The 19,816-nt window shown below is 36.0% G+C and carries 17 protein-coding genes and 1 tRNA gene; 7 read left to right on the top strand and 11 right to left on the bottom strand.

Going from position 1 to position 19,816, the window contains the following annotated elements; genetic code table 11:
- Positions 1 to 19 precede the first annotated feature (19 nt).
- Both ACFSQP_RS06415 and ACFSQP_RS06410 read left to right on the top strand, forming a co-directional pair.
- A complete protein-coding gene (locus ACFSQP_RS06415) occupies positions 20 to 1,120 on the top strand; it encodes an OmpA family protein (protein ID WP_376892583.1) in 1,101 nt (366 codons plus the stop codon).
- Positions 1,121 to 1,204: 84 nt separating this feature from the next.
- Positions 1,205 to 2,473 (top strand): MFS transporter, encoded by a 1,269-nt coding sequence (locus ACFSQP_RS06410; RefSeq protein WP_376892582.1) that lies wholly within the window; start codon positions 1,205 to 1,207, stop codon positions 2,471 to 2,473.
- On the opposite strand, the gene ACFSQP_RS06405 is transcribed toward ACFSQP_RS06410, so the two are convergent.
- Complete coding sequence (locus ACFSQP_RS06405; RefSeq protein WP_376893198.1) at positions 2,470 to 3,231, bottom strand: UDP-2,3-diacylglucosamine diphosphatase; 762 nt, start codon at positions 3,229 to 3,231, stop codon at positions 2,470 to 2,472. The genes ACFSQP_RS06410 and ACFSQP_RS06405 overlap by 4 nt on opposite strands.
- A gap of 113 nt (positions 3,232 to 3,344) precedes the next feature.
- Positions 3,345 to 3,797 carry a 6-pyruvoyl trahydropterin synthase family protein gene (locus ACFSQP_RS06400; protein ID WP_376892581.1) on the bottom strand — a complete coding sequence of 151 codons (453 nt, stop codon included), beginning with the start codon at positions 3,795 to 3,797 and terminating at the stop codon, positions 3,345 to 3,347.
- Between the two features lie 89 nt (positions 3,798 to 3,886).
- Here ACFSQP_RS06400 and ACFSQP_RS06395 point away from each other — a divergent pair, with 89 nt between their 5' ends.
- Positions 3,887 to 4,528 carry a 2OG-Fe(II) oxygenase gene (locus ACFSQP_RS06395; protein ID WP_376892580.1) on the top strand — a complete coding sequence of 214 codons (642 nt, stop codon included), beginning with the start codon at positions 3,887 to 3,889 and terminating at the stop codon, positions 4,526 to 4,528.
- 82 nt (positions 4,529 to 4,610) lie between these two features.
- Here ACFSQP_RS06395 and ACFSQP_RS06390 read toward each other — a convergent pair whose 3' ends face one another.
- The 3 genes from ACFSQP_RS06390 to ACFSQP_RS06380 are packed head-to-tail and all read right to left on the bottom strand — an operon-like array spanning position 4,611 to position 6,643.
- The gene (locus ACFSQP_RS06390; protein WP_376892579.1) at positions 4,611 to 4,787 is read right to left on the bottom strand and encodes a hypothetical protein; all 177 of its coding nucleotides are present in this window, start codon (positions 4,785 to 4,787) and stop codon (positions 4,611 to 4,613) included.
- Positions 4,788 to 4,811: 24 nt separating this feature from the next.
- A complete protein-coding gene (locus tag ACFSQP_RS06385; protein WP_376892578.1) occupies positions 4,812 to 6,146 on the bottom strand; it encodes an MATE family efflux transporter in 1,335 nt (444 codons plus the stop codon).
- Positions 6,143 to 6,643 (bottom strand): GNAT family N-acetyltransferase, encoded by a 501-nt coding sequence (locus ACFSQP_RS06380; protein ID WP_376892577.1) that lies wholly within the window; start codon positions 6,641 to 6,643, stop codon positions 6,143 to 6,145. Before ACFSQP_RS06380 ends, ACFSQP_RS06385 begins: the two co-directional genes overlap by 4 nt.
- Before the next feature lie 57 nt (positions 6,644 to 6,700).
- On the opposite strand from ACFSQP_RS06380, the gene ACFSQP_RS06375 reads away from it, so the two are divergent.
- The 3 genes from ACFSQP_RS06375 (at position 6,701) to ACFSQP_RS06365 (ending at position 10,937) form a co-directional block, all read left to right on the top strand.
- Positions 6,701 to 7,498: a universal stress protein gene (locus tag ACFSQP_RS06375; protein ID WP_376892576.1), complete on the top strand. Its 798-nt coding sequence runs from the start codon at positions 6,701 to 6,703 to the stop codon at positions 7,496 to 7,498.
- Between the two features lie 147 nt (positions 7,499 to 7,645).
- The gene (locus tag ACFSQP_RS06370) at positions 7,646 to 10,561 is read left to right on the top strand and encodes a YCF48-related protein (protein WP_376892575.1); all 2,916 of its coding nucleotides are present in this window, start codon (positions 7,646 to 7,648) and stop codon (positions 10,559 to 10,561) included.
- 302 nt (positions 10,562 to 10,863) lie between these two features.
- Positions 10,864 to 10,937: transfer RNA gene (locus ACFSQP_RS06365), tRNA-Ala, on the top strand.
- A 104-nt stretch (positions 10,938 to 11,041) separates the two neighbouring features.
- Here the strand turns inward: ACFSQP_RS06365 and ACFSQP_RS06360 are convergent.
- Both ACFSQP_RS06360 and ACFSQP_RS06355 read right to left on the bottom strand, forming a co-directional pair.
- A complete protein-coding gene (locus ACFSQP_RS06360) occupies positions 11,042 to 11,893 on the bottom strand; it encodes an EamA family transporter (RefSeq protein WP_376892574.1) in 852 nt (283 codons plus the stop codon).
- A gap of 7 nt (positions 11,894 to 11,900) precedes the next feature.
- A complete protein-coding gene (locus ACFSQP_RS06355) occupies positions 11,901 to 13,178 on the bottom strand; it encodes a hypothetical protein (protein ID WP_376892573.1) in 1,278 nt (425 codons plus the stop codon).
- Between the two features lie 118 nt (positions 13,179 to 13,296).
- Here ACFSQP_RS06355 and ACFSQP_RS06350 point away from each other — a divergent pair, with 118 nt between their 5' ends.
- The gene (locus ACFSQP_RS06350) at positions 13,297 to 14,151 is read left to right on the top strand and encodes a hypothetical protein (RefSeq protein WP_376892572.1); all 855 of its coding nucleotides are present in this window, start codon (positions 13,297 to 13,299) and stop codon (positions 14,149 to 14,151) included.
- Positions 14,152 to 14,184: 33 nt separating this feature from the next.
- Here the strand turns inward: ACFSQP_RS06350 and ACFSQP_RS06345 are convergent, their stop codons facing one another.
- From ACFSQP_RS06345 to ACFSQP_RS06330, 4 genes are all read right to left on the bottom strand, one after another.
- A complete protein-coding gene (locus ACFSQP_RS06345) occupies positions 14,185 to 15,030 on the bottom strand; it encodes an alpha/beta hydrolase family protein (RefSeq protein WP_376892571.1) in 846 nt (281 codons plus the stop codon).
- Positions 15,014 to 15,559, bottom strand: coding sequence for a hypothetical protein (locus tag ACFSQP_RS06340; protein WP_376892570.1), 546 nt, complete (start codon positions 15,557 to 15,559; stop codon positions 15,014 to 15,016). Before ACFSQP_RS06340 ends, ACFSQP_RS06345 begins: the two co-directional genes overlap by 17 nt.
- Before the next feature lie 47 nt (positions 15,560 to 15,606).
- Complete coding sequence (locus tag ACFSQP_RS06335) at positions 15,607 to 18,363, bottom strand: PD-(D/E)XK nuclease family protein (RefSeq protein ID WP_376892569.1); 2,757 nt, start codon at positions 18,361 to 18,363, stop codon at positions 15,607 to 15,609.
- 64 nt (positions 18,364 to 18,427) lie between these two features.
- Entirely contained in the window at positions 18,428 to 19,792 is a 1,365-nt protein-coding gene (locus ACFSQP_RS06330) for an OmpA family protein (protein WP_376892568.1), read from the bottom strand.
- Between the last annotated feature and the right edge of the window lie 24 nt (positions 19,793 to 19,816).

Below are 19,816 nucleotides of genomic sequence, written 5' to 3'. Positions count from 1 at the left end.
TTATTTTCGTTCATTTGATATGACTAAATTTTTATTCTTTTTATTACTACTAACTTTTCAATTAGCAGTGTCTCAAAATTTAGTAAAAAATCCAAGTTTTGAAGATTTTGAAAAATGTCCTTGGAAATTAGGCATGTTCAATAGTAATGTAAATTATTGGTCTTGCCCAAATCATGGTTCTACAGATTTTTTTAGAGCCTGTGGTAATACAAATGAAACAAACCAAAATTATAATGGTGAGCAAACACCATTTTTAGGTGATGCGTATGCTGGAATGTACTGCTATGCTGAAGATGATTACCGCGAATATATTCAAGGCGAATTGAAGGAGAAACTACAGGCAAATGAAACCTACACAATTCAATTTTATATCAGTTTAGCCGAAAAATCATCGTTTTCAATTAAAAACATGGCTGTTTTATTTACTGACGAACGCATTGGTGCTTCAACCAAAAGTGCATCAATTTTAAATAGTCCGGAGGGAAGTAATCAAAAGTTTGGTAACCTTTCAAAGAAATTTATTAATCCAGAAGCATTGAAAATCCAAAACAACCTAATTCAAAAAGATACGTTAATTCCTTTTTATAATGATACAAAGGAATGGATGCAGGTTACTTTTACTTATCAAGCAACAGGTTACGAACAGTTTTTTACAATAGGAAATTTTAAAGCGAACCAAGAGACAGCTATCAACCAAGAAAAACCTGAATTTAAATATCCGTTTACCTATTATTATATTGATGCTATTTCAATTGAATTAATAAAAAACACCTATGAAACGAATACACTATATACTTTTAAAAATGTCCTTTTCGAATTTGATAAGGCTAATTTATTGGAGGAATCGGTTGAAGAATTAGATAAACTTTATCTCCATTTAAAAGGAAATCATCTTAACGTTGAAATTTATGGGCATACAGATCCTGTAGGAATGGAATTACATAATAAAAAACTATCTGAAAAACGAGCAAAAGTAGTTTCAGATTATTTAATAAAAAGTGGTTTGGAAGCTTCCAGAATTCAATGGTTTGGTTATGGTAGTTCAAAACCTATTGTTGATAATACTTCGGAAGAAAATCGGGCATTAAACCGTCGGGTAGAATTTAAACTTCTAAAATAATTAACGGTTCTAATACTGTTATTTTAGTTTTCAATACTTTTGCAAAATAGTAATGGTATTTGTACCAACTATGAACGTGTAACTATGGCAAAAAAAGATCCATACGCAGCCTTGCGTATTAAAGAATTCAATATTTTTTTAACACTTCGTTTCGCTTTAGTATTTGCATGGTCTATGCAATTTATTATTATTGAATGGCAGGTGTACAGTATAACTAAAGATCCGTTATCGCTTGGTATTATTGGCTTAATGGAAATTATTCCTGCGCTTACTATGGCTTTATTTGCGGGTCATATTGTGGACCAACGTGAAAAACGCAATTTGTTGGCTGTTTGTTTAGCCTTATTTTCCTTAATTAGTTTGGGCTTGTTTTTACTAACTTGGCCAAAAATTGTAGCTAATTGGTCTACCAACACCATTTTATATGCTATTTATGCTTTGGTGTTTTTTGGCGGGTTTTTGCGGGCATTTTTTGGTCCCACTATCTTTTCATTGGTTGCCTTAATTGTTCCAAAAAAAATATATCCAAATGCAGCGACATGGAGCAGTTCTACCTGGCAAATGGCTTCTGTTTTAGGGCCTGCAACGGCTGGTGTTTTAATTAGTGTTATTGGTGTGCATTGGTCGCTTTGCTTTGTGTTCGGACTTGTTATTTTTGCATTAATTACGCTAACACAAATTAAGAAGAAACCAATTTTAAATCCTAAAATAGGGGAACCTGTTATGCAAAGCTTAAAGGAAGGATTGAGTTTTGTATTTAAAACCAAAGCCATTTTAGGTGCTTTAACCTTGGATATGATTGCGGTTTTATTTGGTGGCGCTATAGCCTTGCTGCCTATTTTTGCTCAAGACATTTTAAAGGTTGGTTCCGAGGGGTTTGGGGTGTTGCGTGCAGCACCTGCGGTTGGGGCTTTTTTAACCATGTTAATTACCGCTTACATTCCTATTAGCAAAAATGCGGGTATGAAATTATTGGCAGCCGTATTTGGTTTTGGGGTTTGTATTATTGTCTTCGGGCTTTCCTCTGTATTCTGGATTTCGGTGTTAGCGCTGTTTTTTAGTGGTGTTACCGATGGTGTTTCTATGGTTATCAGACAAACCATTTTGCAAATTAAAACACCCGATCATATGCGTGGTCGTGTGGCGTCGGTAAATTCTATGTTTGTAGGCTCATCCAACGAGCTTGGTGCTTTTGAAAGTGGGGTTACTGCTAAATTAATGGGAACTGTTACCGCGGTGGTATTTGGTGGTACAATGACAATAATTACGGCCCTTACCACAGGAATTGTGTCCCCATCGTTTAGAAAATTAGATTTAACCAAGGATTTGGAAGCGCACGAAAAAGCAGCCTAATGTTCGGGGTATTTTTTCACTATTAAGTGATTGCCATCAAAAACACCGTAGGTGTAATAATGAATCCAATCGCCCAGATTTATATATTTCGAATGTTTGTTAAGGTTTATTTCCAAAGGTAAGTGGCGGTGCCCGAAAACAAAGAAATCGGTATGTTTGGTTTCCAGTTTTCGCTTGCAATATTGTACCAGCCATTCGTTAGCTTCACCTAAAAATTTGGCATCTTCATCGCCCGAAATAAGTTTGTTTTTAACAGACATGTATTGCGCTAATTTAACACCAATATCGGGGTGTAGCCACCTAAACAGCCATTTGCTAAACGGATTGGTAAACAGTTTTTTCATGCGTTTATAACCGGTATCGCCCGGGCCTAAACCATCGCCATGGCCAATTAAAAACGTTTTATTGTTAAAGGTAAATTCCTGTGGTTTGTGGTAAACGGGAATGCCCAGTTCTTCTTCAAAATAGCCATTCATCCACAAATCGTGGTTGCCAACAAAAAAGTAAATAGGAATACCAGAATCGCTTATTTCGGCAAGTTTTCCTAATGTTCTGGTAAAACCTTTTGGCACAACGGTTTTGTATTCAAACCAAAAATCGAATAAATCGCCCAATAAAAAAATAGCCGCGGCATCGCTTTTTATAGTGTCCAACCACGCCACGAATTTCTGTTCGCGCGGTCGGGAAGCTTCTGCCGTGGGTGCACCCAAGTGGTTATCGGATGCAAAGTATATTTTTTTACCTTCAGGAATGTTCATATGATACATATAATCTATTCCCGCGGAGGCAGGAATCTTAAAGTTTTTCAATTTACAAACTTAAATTTACATCGCATGGTATGTTTCATTTAAGTAATTCCTTTTCTTTGTAACTATTCGTTATCGCTAGCATACCATTCGGCAAAACTTGTTTCGGTTTCCTGAAGTTTTAAGGAGTGCAACGAAATATGGTGTGGTAGGTGTTTTTTAATTTTTTCTGCAAAGTCTATCACCATCATTTCACTAGTGGGCTGGTAATCTACTAAGAGTACATTATGGTCTCTGTTTTGAAGTTCTTTTGCTAGCTCTATATGTGGTGTGTTTTTGTTAAATACCGTGGCATGGTCAAACACATCAACAATTTGGGTTTTAACAATTTTTTTTAAATCGCCAAAATCTATCACCATTCCAAATTTTACATGGTCTGGATCGGCAATAGGTTTGCCAATAACCGTAACCGATAATTTATAGCTGTGGCCGTGCACATTTTTGCATTTACCATCGTAGCCATATAAGGCATGTCCAGTCTCGAACGAGAATTGTTTTGTAATTCGAATATGTCCCATAATAGTTGTTTTCGGCACAAAGATAGTTGTTTTGTAAAAGCAATCTATTTTTAGACTACTTTTGCGCACTTTTTATTTATTAGGTAATTATGAATCAGTTGTTTGAAGATATTCCGTTTGTTGAAAATCCGCAGTACGAGCGCATTATTAACGATATTTTATTACAGAAATACAGTATTGTTGAAAATTTTTTCACGCCTCAAGAGGTGATGGAGTTACGCCAATCTTTACTAGAAAAGCATGAAGCGAATGTGTTTAAAAAAGCAGCAATTGGTAACAGATTAAACGAGGTAATTGAAAAATCTGTTAGAGGCGATGTTATTTTATGGATAGACGAAACGCGAGCTGACCCGCTAGAGGCCGCTTTTTTTGCTAAAATAAACAGTTTGGTTGCCTATTTAAACAAAACCTGTTTTTTGGGTATTGCACATAAGGAGTTTCATTACGCGTTGTATCCTGAAGGAACTTTTTACAAACGGCATTTAGATACCTTTCAGAATGACGACAGGCGTAAATTATCGTTTGTATGCTATTTAAATGAGGCAGGTTGGTTACCCGAAAATGGCGGTGAACTGGTGTTGTATTTTAATGAGCAACACACCGAAACTGAAAAAATTATTTATCCATTTCCGGGGCGTGTTGTTATTTTTGAAAGTCAGCTATTAGAGCATGAGGTAAAACCTGTAAAAACCGAGCGTTTAAGTATTACAGGTTGGCTTAAAACGCACTAATTAGCGGCGTTTGTTGCGGTTGTACACATATATTATAATTAGCACAATAGCTAATACTAAAAAAAGCATATTTCCAGCCATACTAGTCGGTATTTTGATTATTCTTATTGTATCTGTATAAGGCGTAAGCAATAATAACCAGAATTAAAAAGGGTAAAAACGAACCTATAAACACGCCAATTTCATAGGCGCTATCGGGCGCATTTTTTACTTTTTCTTCAATATTTACTTGTTGTAAAATAGCACTAATTAGGCTCATGTTATATTGCATTAAAAATCAAAGTTACTGTTTTTCTGATAGTGGCAAAAATTCTTGTCTAAATTTTATAATTAGCGGCAGGCCACGCGCAATAATCCATACCGTTATGGCTATAAAAATTCCTAGAAGTTGGTATTGTAAATGGTCCAGAATAAAAACCACCGGTATAAAAACGACGAAAGTAGCAAAAAGTAACACGTTTCGAAGGGTTTTCATTTTTCCCATACCTTTAAACATGCCATCAAAAATAAACGCAACGGCACAAAGAGGTTGCATGGCTAAAATTAGCCAAAAAACGTTTTGAAATTCGTTTAATACAGCCGTTTCTTGTGTAAAAATAAAGCCAATGTATTTATAACCTAAAGCACCAACAGCAGCCATTGCCAAACCTAATAAAACACCATACTTTACAAGTTTTTTACTTAAAATAACAAGTTTTTTATAGGCTTTAGCACCCAGCAACTTACCCGACAAAATATTGCCAGCACTGGCATAGCCGTCAATTATAAAAGCACCTAAAAACCATAAGTTAATAGCAATTGTATAAGCTGCAATTTGGGCTTTTCCATAACTGGTAGAAAACGAACTGGCAAAATACAGGGTAACATTCAGGGCTAGGGTTCTAACAAACAGGTTTAAAATCATACCAATAAAGCGCTTAATTTCCGGATTAAACGGAAAGCTAAAACGCAACGGAATATGTGTTTTTGTTAGTAAATAGTACGCTGCAATAAAAGCCATAAGTATTTGCGCTATAACACTAGCATAGGCAGCACCTTTTATATTCATGGCAGGAATGTAACCTGTTATACCGTATACCAAAACAACATCTAAAAGGACATTAACGCTAGCGCCAATTATGGCAATAACCATGGGGTAATATGTGTTTTGAAGACCTCTAAATGTACCAAAAATGGCAAAGGTAAATAAGGTAAATGGAAAGCCAAACACACGTATTTGGTAGTATTCTACGCTGTAATTTAAAATTAAATTAGATGCGTTGTACAACTTAAAAATGCTGTCGGCAAAAGGATATGTGCCTAAAATTATAAATAAACTAATAGCGGTGGTAATAAAAATGGCTTGCGCAGGTAAATTTGTTACCCGCTCTAGCTTATTAGCACCTACGTATTGCGAAACAATAGATGAAATGGCACTTCGGGTTTGTCCCAACACCCAAATAAGCATGGAAATAAACGTACCTACAATACCAACAGCAGCTAAAGACTCTGTAGCATTTTCCGAAATATTGCCAACAATAGCGGTATCTGTAATGGATAAAATAGGTTCTGCAATGCCAGCTATTAATGCAGGGATGGCTAATTTATTAATATGTTTTAAACTAATATTGGTGCTCACAGTACAAATTCGTAACAATAAAAGGGGTGTTCACTTTGTTTTGGAAAAAAAATAGATCCTAATTTCTTGTAGCCGCGAAGTTCGTAAAACTTTTGGTTTTTAATGTTTTTTGAAAAAGTATCTAGCCTTATTGACGTAAATTGGTGCTTTTGGGCATAATTTTCGGCAAAATTCATGAGCTTTTGTGCCCAACCTTGTCCCTGAAAATCGGGATGTACGGCCAACCTGTGTACGTATAAGTTGTTGTAATTAGGGGTTAGCCAGGACACCGTTTTATATACCGCATCCAACTTACTGGACAGCGTGACACAACCTATTAGCCTGCCATTAAGCTCCAAAACATACAAATTATGGGATGTAATATCTTGTTCTATAATTGTTTTATTGGGATAGTTAGCATGCCATTGGTGTATGTTTTTAGAAATCAAGTTTCTAGCGCATGCTTGGGTGATATTTAGAATGTTTTCAATTTCTGAAAACTCTGCATTCCGAATCATTATTAATATGTATTTTTGTCTAAATTTACATCTAAATTAAAAACTAAACACACCTTTATGAAGCATATTTTAGTACCCGTAGGATCGTCTGCAAATGCGGTTAGCCATTTACAATATGCTGTAGATTTTGCCCGGGCATTTGGAGCCAAAATTTATGTTGTTCAAATTTACGATGTGTACTCTAAAGCGGGCACCATGATAAAGGTAGACCACATTTTAGCCCGCGAAAGTTATGAGTTTTTAAAAGCTCATGTTGCCAAAGTGGATACCAAAGGTGTCGAGATTATTATTAAATCTTTTAAAGGAAAATTAGTAGATACCTTGGAGTTGGTTTGCCATTCTTTGGATATCGATTTAATTATGATTGAGCCGCGAACCAATTCGGTTAGGGATGAGGTGTTTTTAGGAAAAACATCGGGTAAAATTATAAAACAAACTAATATTCCTGCTTTAATAGTTCCGGAGGGTCTTACGTTTAAGCCAATTGTATATATTTTAATGGCATTAAAATCAGCTGTTATTAAAAAAGAAGACGCTCTAGTACCTTTAATAGCCATTAAAAATCAGTTTCGTTCCATTGTCAATTTACTTTTGGTAAAAACACCGTTTTATAACGACGGCGATTTTGATGTTAACCCAGAGTTGGCCAAATTAATTACCAATACCACTAAAACCGAAAATGCCACCACTTTTCAAGGTGTTTTAGAGCATTACAAAGAAAATAACCCAGATATGTTGTGTGTGGTAAGGCGCAAACGTGGTTTTTTCTCAAAACTTTGGGAGAAAAATACCATTCTAAAAAAAGATTTTCAAAGTAGTACCTTGCCAGTTCTTGTATTAAGTGGTTTAAAATAACAACTAGCAATTAGGGTACTATTTGAAATAGTATTTGTAGGTTAAGTCTTACATTGCTTGCTGGTTATTTGTGTTTTTTTTAAAAAAACATAAGAATTATGGTTTTTTTTCTATTTTTGTGCCCCAAATTTATTAAAAACCTATTTTATGACGTTAAAAACTACACAACAGAAAGCTATCAAGCTTTCAGCAAAACTCTTCGTGCTTTTGGGCTTTCTATGTAGCACAATTGTACAATCTCAAAACTGGGAAACAGTTCCAAATCTTACTGGAGTTAATACCGGAGACACACATATTTCTATGTTCTTCCTTAATGATAATATAGGGTGGATTGGTAGAAATGACGGTGTTATTCTTAAAACTATAAACGGCGGAACCACCTGGACCGAACAAGCCACAGGTGTTCGTGCTTTAGATATTTTTTTCATTTCCGAATCTAAGGGTTGGGCTGTTGGCAATTTGAATAGCTTCTATACAAACGATGGCGGGAATACTTGGACAACCGTTCAAGTGGGCTCAACCGCAGGATCTGAATCGTTATTGGCTGTATATTTTATATCGGAAACGAAAGGTTGGGCTACTGGTTATAATTATGTGTACCGCACTACCGATGGTGGTCTTACCTGGACAGGCGTGTTACCTAGAGGAGGTATTTTTAATGATATTTATTTTACATCGGAAACAGTGGGTTATGTGGTAGGTAGCTTAAACTATATTTTAAAAACTACCGATGGCGGTATAACCTGGACAGACCAGTCGGTTGGCAATCCGTTTACAACACATAGGGCGGTACATTTTGTAGATGCTAATACAGCTTATGTTTGTGGAGACGATGGCGTTATAAAAAAATCTACAGATGCCGGAGCTACTTGGACAAGCCTTAATGCCGAAACAAATAATAACAACGCCCGATTAAATGATATAGTTTTTACCGACGCCAATACAGGTTGGGTAGTTGGGAATGATCGTACCATAAGAAGTACTACCGATGGAGGTGTAACTTGGACTACTGAAAACACCAGTACCTCACCAGAATCGGCTTCATTTCGTAAAGTTGCATTTACAAGCGCTACACAGGGTTTAGCACTGCATTATAACAATTTACTTCGTTATTCCGAAGCTTTGCCACCAAGTATAACCAACTTTTCACCTATGGAAGCCACGGCAGGAGAAACGGTGGTTATAACTGGTCAGAATTTTAATGGCACCACAGCCGTTACCTTAGGTGGTGTACCCGTGGAGAGTTTTACCGTAGATTCGCCAACACAAATAACAGTAGTTGTTGGCGTAGGTTTATCTGGAGATATTACGGTAACTAATTATGGTGGAAGTGACTCGGCAAGTGGTTTTATGTATATAAACCAAGAACCTGTTTTACAACCTATAGCAGATATTAATTTTTGCACACCTCAAAGTTCCTACCGCGTAAATATTGTATGTACCGATGCAGAAACAGCTTCGGAGAATTTAATGGTTACAGCAAATTCTAACAACCAAGCAATAGTAACCGATGCCAATTTGCAAATTGTTAATGAGGGGGGTTCTATAGTGCTTGTTGTAACACCAGAAACTAACGCCTCTGGTATTGTTAACATTATCGTTACCGCAGAAGATGAGGCTAATGCTACAGTACAGGCTGCATTTAACATAGCTGTTGGCGGCGATTTGGAGAGCCCTCTGGTAGTTACTCAAAATATAACAGTCGATTTAAATGCCGAGGGTGTAGCAACAATTACCCCGCAAGATGTAAATTTTGATTCAATGGACAACTGCTCTAGTAGTGCAGGAGCAAGTAAACCCATTTATTTTTCAGCTGGAGCTAGTGCTAATAAAGTATGGCGTTATACAGAAGGAGAAGATAACGCACCACAAGAAATATTTGTAGACTGGTCTGTTGTGGGCAGCGAGTTTTACGGTGCTTATAATTATTTTGGTAATTACGGTGGCTTGGAGGTTAACGATGCTACAGGTAATTTATATGTTGCAGGTGGTGGCGGACTTAATAACTTTGTAATGCAAGCACCATTGGCAGGTACCGCACCTATGACAACACTTGTGGGCGAAGGTGCCGAAGATGAAACCTACGATTTTGAAATAGATTATGCCACACAAACTGTTTATACTTCGCGTGCATCGGGACTCTATAAACAAACTATTGGCAGCGCTACAATTACGCCTTTTTATACAGGTGATACCGTAATTGGTTTAACGCTAGATTCCGTTAACCAAGTTATCTACTTTACAACATCAAATAGTATTGGTAAAATTAATGCGGATGGTACAGGTTTAGATGTTAATTTTATACCAGGTACGTCAGCATTATTTTTGACCATGGATGTAGCTAATGGGCGTTTATTCTGGATTGAGCAGGCCCAAAACGCTATCTACACGGCCTTGGCGGACGGCACTGAAACACCTTATATTTTACATACCAGTACCGATGTTCCTGGGTTAGCGTATGGAATAGACTTTGATCCTGCCAGTAATAACGTGTATTACTCAATTTCAAGTATTGATTATTACAGTGGTTTCGATTACATTTTAAAAGCCAATGCTGATGGTTCAGGAGATCCTGAAATTGTGGTAAGTGGCGATTTTGGCGGCGTATTCGGCATTGCTACCGGTAAAAATTATACACCAAGGCCAGAATTAACATTCAGTTTAAACCAAACAACGTTTACTTGCAACGATTTAGGCGAGAATACAGTTACCTTAACTGCCACAGATAGTGCTGGTAATAGTAGCTCGTTAGCTGCTGTTGTAACCGTAACCGACGTAAACGATTACTGCAGTACATTAGGTGCAACCAGTCCTTTTTTAGACACTAAAATGCAGTTACATCCAAATCCAACCAATGCTAACTTAAATGTAAACAATGCCGCCAATTTGGCTATAACTAGCATTCAAGTTTTTGATATTAACGGACGATTGGTTTTAACGGAATTGGTTAACAGTTCAAAACAGACAATAACATTACATACGGCTAATTTAAAAGCTTCAGTATATGTTGTTAAAATAGAAACCGAACAAGGTGTAAGTGTTAAACGCTTTATAAAGCAATAAGGCATACAGTTATGTTTTTGTAAAAGCGCCTGTTGCGGTTAAAACCGTAATAGGCACTTTTTTTTATCTCTATCATTATATACCACACTTCTATTTATAGTAGTTTTCTTTACGTGCTTTAAACGGCATTTATGTTTCTAATTAATGCGCTTATAACGAAAGCTTGGTAGCAAAGTTACCAGTAAAAACATTTCATTAAAAAACAGAAACACGGTACTAAATGAAAATTGATAAAATATTAGTTTTTATTATAAAAAAAAGCGAAATTTGCCACTGCTAAACTAGCACACTGTTTATTGCAAGGGGGATTAGCTCAGTTGGCTAGAGCGCTACGCTGGCAGCGTAGAGGTCATCGGTTCGAATCCGATATTCTCCACAATAAGCCCACAGTATTTTTATATTGTGGGTTTTTTTATACCCGTTAGTGATTGGTGGCTTGCCTAAACCATCAGAAAAACGACCAATGCGGAATAGGTTTACCTACAATGTTTGCCAATGAACAACTAAAGCGCCTACAGCAATAACCAAAATAGCAATCCAATTTATAAGGGTAATTCGTTCTTTAAAAAACAAAGCACTAAAAACAATAGTTGTTAATGGGCTAGCTAAAAATAGAACACTAGAAATAAGTGGGTTTGTGTCCTTTAAACCCATGAAACTAAAAAATAGTGCGATAAAAACGATGAGACTCATTAAGACAATCTTTTTAAAATAAGGCCCTATATTGGCTTGTACACGCTTAATTTCTTTCCGCTTTAAAAGCAAGAGAAAACCAATGCTAAAAACAATAAGTTCTTGGTTAGCAATTATTAATATAGGCGGAATTTCTTTCGCTAAATTTTTCCAATGTAAAATCCCCGATAGGTTAAAACTACACGTCATGAGTAGTAATATAAAGTGTTGCGGTATGGAAATAGCTATTTTAGAAGCGCTATTGGAGTAGCTATAAAAAACAAACCCTAAAATAATAATACTCAGGCCTGTTATGGCAGCCGAGATGTTAATATTCTCAAAAAGCCACAAATAAAAAGCCGTAAAACAAACACCAATTAAATTGTATACGGCCACCCATTGCAACGATTTTTTTTGGATAATAGTTAACATACTATACAAGCCAATGGCACCAAATAGGGATCCTAAACTTATTCTTAAAATACTGCTGTAATCCAGTGGAAAGACATTGTAAAATATAAATAGTAGGCATAAGGCTATGGTACTGGTTACAAAGGAGCGGTAAGTTGCTAAAAACAAAACAGATGTTTTAGATAAAAAAGATTTCCATAAAACATTGTTAAAGGAAAAAAGTAGTATAGCCAGTATTAAAAACGCCATGTAAATATTACTTTAAAATAAATTTAGTGCTTTCTGAAATGAATTTTGTAAAACCTGTTTTTTTTACGGCTTGCTTTATTTTTTTTAGATAAACGGCGTTTTCCAAATTGTTTTTTTCAGAATAGGTTATTTTTAATTGCGTTAAGTAGAAAAATAAATCTACGTAATACGCATAACTCAATTGCACTTTTTGCAACTCCACAAGAGCTAAATTTTTTTTAGCGAGCTTCAGTTCGTTTTCAAACCAATTGGCATTAGCAAGACCAATTAGGTAGAGGCTATTAATGGTGGCAGATCCCCACATATCGGTTTCAAAGATATCTTCGTAATAGGTATTAATTAGTTCCGATAACAAAGTATAGGCCTCCTTTACTATTAATGTGGGAATTATTTCCTGAAGAAAATACCGCACTTCCAAAGTCCTACAAGCTTCAAATATTTCGGCAATTAAAGTTGGTGTTAATGTTTTGGACTGCATAATGCAACAAGCATAATAACGCCCTTGTAAAACAGGAAATAAATTGTTTAAACCATCAGGCTTCTTAAGCTTTATATTAGTTATGGGCTGTTCTGAATAAAATTTTAGATACAACTTCATGTAGGACACAAATAAAATATCGGTACTACTGGCGCCATGAGCCTCTATCAGGTTTAAAATTTTAAGGTATCTGGAATTTAAGTTGGCGTAATCCACATATAGCAGTGGCACATTGTCTCTAAAACTGCTGTAATGTATTAGCGTTTTGTAAATTTTAAGCGCCTTTTTCTCTGAAGTGTTGTTTAATTTTACAGATACTATATTGGCAAATTTATGCAGTTCTGTATTCTTAATAGCGTCCATTTTTACATGTTGGAATATAAAATCTAGTGCCTCCAGATTATTAGTTCCTATTTGAAACGTTAAAAAGTAAGCGAAAAACACGCTATTGGACTCATTCATTAAGCCCTGATTTATTATTGAAATATCTTCCTTTTTTACGGTTTTTGATAAAAATATACGCTGTAAGCTTTGTTGAAAATACCATTGGTCGTGATTGGATTTATTAATTTTATACCTCGCGTACGAATCGTAACCTATATACCTCGCTAAAGTATTTAATGAAGAAATAGAAGGTGTTGTTCTTTCCAAATAGCCAAACATTCTGCGCAATGTGTTTAAACCAATAGATTTATCGAGACTAAAATCTATAGCTTCTTTTAATAGCCTAACATCTCTGTTGCTGCTCACGATAATGTTTGCTCTTTTTTGAACATCCATAAGAAGCTGTGTGTAATCTGTAGACATGAATGGGCAAGTTTTGGACTAAAATTAAGAGCTAATATAAATAAATTTAGAAAATAATTAATGTCTAATAAAAGAACCGCGTAATTAATACTAATGTTTTAATGGTAAACTAAAAATCATGAGAAATACAAATAAAACATGGCGTGTAATATTTTTTACCTCTGCAATGTTATTAAGTTGTGGAGGTGATTTTGAACCAGATTATGAAAGTTTTAAACCCGCATTATCGGAAAAAATTTTGTCAGCTAAAACCACGGATATAGCTGGAGAATTTGGACCTTATTTTACATTAAATACGTCTAAAACAAAAGTTACTTATTTGGGGTCCAGAAAACAAAACAATCAAGAATGGGTACAAGAGTGGAAAATTAGAGTTAATATAGCTAAAAGCAACGTGCCGCTTCCGGATAAGGCTGCTATGCTTAACCAAATGTCTTTTAGTTTAACCATTTATGATGCTGCTAGTGTGCCCATAAGCGGTTTGTCCATTTTGGAAAACAAATCGGATTTCCCTAGTGCCAATCGGGATTTACTATTAACAAACGCACAAGATTTTTGGGTAAGCTATATTATCCAAAAAGGAACCGCCTACGAAGAGGCTGTTATTGCCAATTGGCAGCAGTTTACTGTAGCATTTCAGCATACGTTACCAAATAGTTCTGCAGCTTTTCAGCAAGAAAACCAAAAGCAAGAAACGCAAAATACTCCGCCCATTGTAGCATCTAGCAGTAAGGCCTGGGATGAAATGCTGGACGATTACGAAAGCTATGTTCGTAGCTTTATTACATACTACGGCAAAGCCACGAAAACTCATAAGAATGGCGAGTTGCAGTATCCGGAACTTATTCGAAACGTAACATTGCTCCAGAAAAACATGAACAAAGCTAAAAACAATAAAGAATTAAGGCCAGATCAAATTGAACGCATGCAAGAGCTTCAAATAAAAATGACAAATGCAGCTCTAGACTTTTAACATTCAGTAATTTATTAAGCGTTAATACCACGTTTAACTTCTTGAAAATGCGATACTGGCTCTTACTACTTGTTGCAGAGCTGTGGGCAGATTTTCTGTTTCCCATGGATGCGCCGCGTTAAATACATGGTTGGCATTTTTTATAGGAAGTAAAATGCTTTTTGGGTTCCAAGTGTGTAACGCTTCAGCTTCTTTAAATGGTACAGATAAATCTGCGGTGCCATGAATAATAAGATGCGGTATGCCTATTGTTTTGGCGGCACGCTCTAGATTTAAACGGGTTTCGTTAGCTTTAAAGTCCTCGTAAAACTGATAATTATGAGGCATTTGTTGTTTGGTTCTGCCGTTTAAAACATATTTAACACCTGTTTTTTTCCAAGCTTCTAAATCGCCTGTTGTAGCCGTTCGTTTGCCAAAATCTGAAACACTGGCCCATGTAATTAATTTATTAACACACCTATTTTCTGCGGCATAAATGGTTGCAATACCGCCACCTCGAGAATGGCCTATAAGGGTAATATCTTGCAAATTAAGGTCATTTTTATGGGGGTTTTCTTCGGAATGTAGAGCATGTAAAAGGTCGTTTAAATCGTCTAGTTCTTTGCTGTAATTATTTTCGGCAAACGCTTCTAAATCGGGGAAATCAATGGGGTTTTCAATAGTTCCACCGTTATGAGAAAAATTAAATTTTACAAAAAACAGGTTGGCTTCCTGAAATGCTTTGGCTACCAAATGCCAACAACCCCAATCTTTAAAACCTTTGTAGCCATGACAAAATACAACTAATGGTTTTTTAATGTTTGTTTGGTTAAAATAGGCGTCCCACACCAAGGGTTTTTTATGGTTTCTGTGAAATACTTGGTTAGTAAGTGTAGGCATACAGTTGTTCTTTTAAATCTTGAATAGTTGCAACAGAGTTTAAAAAGCAATTATCTATTTCAAATAAATCTGCAAAGGTTTTAAAGGTAGTATTATTGCTTCTAATACGCGTACTGCCTTTCGGGAAAAATTGTCTGTTTTTAATTAATTCAGTTTTCGATATCCAACCGCAAACTGTTAATTTTTTTGCGGTTTTATGATAGCTACAAAAAATATACACATCTGTTGGAAAGTAATCTTGCAGTTTTAAAAAATTATTAGTGTAATGAGGTTTTACATGGGTTGTTCTGCCCATGGTTTTTACATCTATGGTTTTGTTGTTAACTATTAAGTCCGTGCCATTATCGCAACCAGACTGTCCCGTTGGTAGCGGTAAATTAAAAAACGACATAACCACACTCTGGCCAATTATACCAGTAAGTTGTTGTTGTTTTGTTCCGTTGGCTGTAAACCGCTTGCCAAAATTATGGCTATTAACCAGGTTTTGGCAATAGCTAATAATACGATTTTCAACCTTTACAGTAAACATACAAACCTTATTTTTAAAATAAAGTATTGTAAGATACTAAAAATGTGTTAAATAGGTTTTTCTGTAAACGGAATTTCTAGATTGCAAATTTCTAGAATCAGGTTTTTTAACTCTTTTTCGTAGGCTGCTAAAGTTTCTGAAGTAATTTGGTTATCTGTTTTTCTAGTACCTGGTATGGTTTTGCCAAAAGGTAGAAAACCGCTTCTTAAATTTTTAAATGAAATAATGCCCGCTTCTACAGGTTCCGTAAAAGGCGTTTTAGCGTTCATTAAATAGGCATACATTAATATTTGAAACGGTTTGCTGTATTTATTATAATCTGTAGTTATATGGGCCCAATCGGATATTCTAACATGAGTAGGTTTTACTTGTCCAGATTTGTAGTCTATGATGCGGGTAACACCATTGCGCTTATCTATTCTGTCTACCTTGCCGGTTAGTTTTACAGGAAACCCTAGTTCTGGTATGGAAACCGTGGCGAAGGCTTCTAGTTCTATGGCTACAATTTCTATGGTGTTTCCGGCTTTTAAATCGGTTAATTCTAAATTTAAAAAATTGGCGATGTATCGTTTTGAAATTTCAAAAATTATTAAATTAATTCCCGAACTAATATCGCCTTCTTTATAGAGGTCTTTAAAATGATGTGTCACCCTGGCTTCAATATTGCCTTGCATGTTAGCCAAGTGTTCTGGCGTTAGTTGCTGGCCAACAAGCGGCGCGTAAAAGTCCTCTAAACAGTTGTGTACAACAGTTCCTAATGTGTTGGCGGCAACCGTTTCTTCAACATCGTTATATTCCTTAATTTTTAAAACTTTCTGGAAATAAAAATCTATTGGATTTCTTATGTAACTGGTTAGTGCAGAAGGCGAAAACCCTTTGGCAGCGTAGGCTTTAATAGCCTCTAAAACATCTTGGTTTTTAGCTATTACTGCCGGTTGCTGTCCTTTGGTAATAGGAATTTCAGGTAGGGCAATGCTAGTTTTTACAGGATGAATATGCTCCCACATGAGTTGCGTTATAAACCGACTTTTTTCGCCACCTTTTAGGGCGTCAACTTCGGTATTGTAAAGTATAAACACGCGTTTAGCACGCTGAATTAAGCGGTAAAAGTGATAGGTGTAAACAGCATCCTTTTCTTTATATGTTGGAAGTTGATTTTCCAGTTTAACATCAAAAGGAATAAAGGAGTTATTGGTTTTACCGGATGGTAAAATACCTTCGTTTACAGAGGATATAATTACGGTTTCGAAGTCTAAAACACGCGATTCTAGCATGCCCATTATTTGTAAACCTTCCAGAGGCTCTCCTTTAAAATCCAATGTTTCGGAAGTTAACAACTCGGTGTACACACTGTACAAACTGTAAATGGTCTGTAAATGCTTAAAATTGGTATTAAGTTGCTGGAGTTCGTTAAACAGACTGTTAAATTTGAACAAATGTTCCAAAGCCAGTAAATTGGCCGCTTTATGGCCATCCAATTGCGCTTTAATTTTTAATATTAGCAATTGGCACTGCTTTAAAGCTTGTGCAGCATCATTGTTCCAGCTACCAAATAATAATTTTAATAAGTTCTCGTGCTCTGGCGCTAGGGCAATAATACGGTCTAGGGATAAATATATTAAGTTATTAGATTCAATTACATGAATTAGGTTATTTAATCCTTTAGGGTTGGTGCTATTAAGAAGCGGACTAATAAACTGATGTGAAATTAGGCTTATTACATCTTTAAAGTAAAACGGCGCCGACCCTTTTTTATGAATGTCAAAAAGCTGCTCGAATAGGGTGGCTAGCGGGATGGCCTTTAAAGGTAAGCCCATGGTAATATTTAAGGCTTTTATGTTCTTTGGAATAGAGTTAAGTACGGGTAATAGCAGCGACTCCTCGCCTAAAACTACGGCGGTACTATTTAGGCTAGGATCTGTTTGGTGTAACGTGTGTAATAGGTTCCCAATACATTTAGCTTGCCCAACGTTTTTTGGCACGCCAATAACAGAAATTTCCTTGGGGTTTTTATAATTGTTAGCTATCCAATTAATTGGGTTGTTTTTAAAGTAAGGCCAGGTTTGGTAATGCTTTCTTATAAATAAACTGGCGTCGTGTTTTTTGTTATTAAAAAACACCTGATCTATATCCCAATATATTTTGTTTAATGGATTTTTTAATAACTCTTGGATAATCTGCTCTTCAGCCTTGTTAAGCGCGTTAAAACCTAAAAATATATGCCGTTTAGAAGCTTGTTCTAAACAGTAAGTTGTCACGCTATTTACAGCTTCGCGATATATTAATCCCTGATAGCCTTTTTGTTTGGATTTAAGTTGCGTAATGAGCGCGTTGTAATAAGTTTTTAGTTTTTTCCAGAATACTAAATAGTTTTTTACAAAGTCGGTTTTGTTAGGGTCTAAAGACCAGTGTGTAAGCTCCTTTATAGCGCTTAAATACTCGAAAATATTATTTTGAGGTATTAAATAGCGGTCAATTTCGTTAAAATCTTGCAATAAAATTTGCGCCCATTTACAGAAAGCGTCAAAACTTTCGGGGGTTTTATTGGTTTGTACTTGTAAATAGGTGTCGTAGAATTCAAATAGAAGTTCGGTATTGGAAATGGCTTGTAATTGCGAGAGTTCTTCAACAAACTCTTCAATACTTAAAATAGTAGGCGAAAAAATGGGTTGTTTTAGGCTTTGCGCTAACTGATGTTTTAAAAACACGCCCGCGCGCTTACTTGGTAAAACAATGATGCTATCTGCTAGAGTTATGTTTTGTTTTGCTAAATCCTGAAGGACCTCCTGTATAAATGTAGTCATATTATAAAAATAAAAAACGCTCCGAATATTCGGAGCGTTTTCTTAATTATTTATGTACAATAATTTATTTTACTAAATTAATTTCTACACGTCTGTTGTTTGCTCTACCTTCTCTCGTTTTGTTTGTATCGATAGGCTTCGCTTCACCAAATCCTTTAGATGATAATCTAAACTCATCAATACCATTAGAAGTTAAGTAATCTTTAACTGATAAAGCTCTTGCTTCAGATAATCTTTGGTTTAGTTTTTCGCTACCAACGCTATCTGTATGACCTTCTACTGTAAATTTAGCGTTAGGATACTCTTTAAGGATTGCGATGATGTCTGATAATACTTTTTCAGACTGTGCTTTAATAGAAGACTTACCTGTGTCGAATAAGATTGTTTTAGCGTAAGCGTTTAATGCTTTTTGTACAGCTTCAGTTACTTCTGGACAACCTTGGTTAGCCACAGTACCTACTTTATCTGGACATAAATCATCTTTGTCTGGAACACCGTCACCATCTCTGTCTGGCCATGGGCAACCGTTGTTTTCAGCTGGACCAGGAACTGTTGGGCACTCATCCTTATGATCGGCAATACCATCGCCATCTGTATCAGGACATCCGTTTAATTCTTTTAAGCCAGCAACTGTTGGGCACTCATCATCCTTGTCTGGAACGCCATCACCGTCTGTATCTGGACAACCGTTAAATTCAGCTGGACCAAACTCAAGAGGACAAGAATCTTTACTATCTTGGATACCATCACCGTCTGTATCTGGGCAGCCGTTAAATTCAGCTAAACCAAATTCTTCTGGGCACGCATCGTCTTTGTCGTAAATGCCATCGCCATCTGTATCTTTTCCACCAAACTTAAAGGTAACACCAGCAGTGTGTTGGAAGTGTGTATCTAAGTAATCTTCAAAAGCGTGTTTGTAAGCAGATTGTACTGTAAGACCAACGTTATCGTTAAACCAGAAGTTAATTCCTACCGTACCGTTTAAAGTACCAGCACCAATTTCATCAATCCAAGTGTAACCACCACCTACACCTAGGTACGGATCAAACCATGTTGAATTAATTAAAGAACCAAAGCCGTATTTTACAATACCGTCAATACCGAAATATGTAACTTCGTCATATTTTGATCCATCATCACCAAACTTATCAATTTGGTTTAAAGACGCTGTAGCACCTAAAGTGAAGCCACTATTTAAGTAGCGAGCAACAGTTAATGAGGATAGAGATGGTAATACATTCCAGTGGTCTGTGGCATTGAAATACTCATCAAAATAATCACTAAGGGGTGCTTTTTCTCCCGTAGGATAGAAATCAACCGCGTTTGCCCCAATGCTAAATGCCCAAGGATTGTTTTCATCTTGTGCGAACGTATTACTCATACCGAATATAAGCAACATGGCGAACAATAATCTGCTAAGATTTTTCATATTCAAAAGTTTAATTTTTAAGTG

The sequence above is a fragment of the Bizionia sediminis genome (genome assembly GCF_042684585.1).
GTDB classification, from domain to species: Bacteria; Bacteroidota; Bacteroidia; order Flavobacteriales; family Flavobacteriaceae; genus Algorimicrobium; species Algorimicrobium sediminis.
The sequence above is the reverse complement of the archived record's forward strand: the minus strand, read 5'-3'. Positions and strand labels throughout refer to the sequence as shown.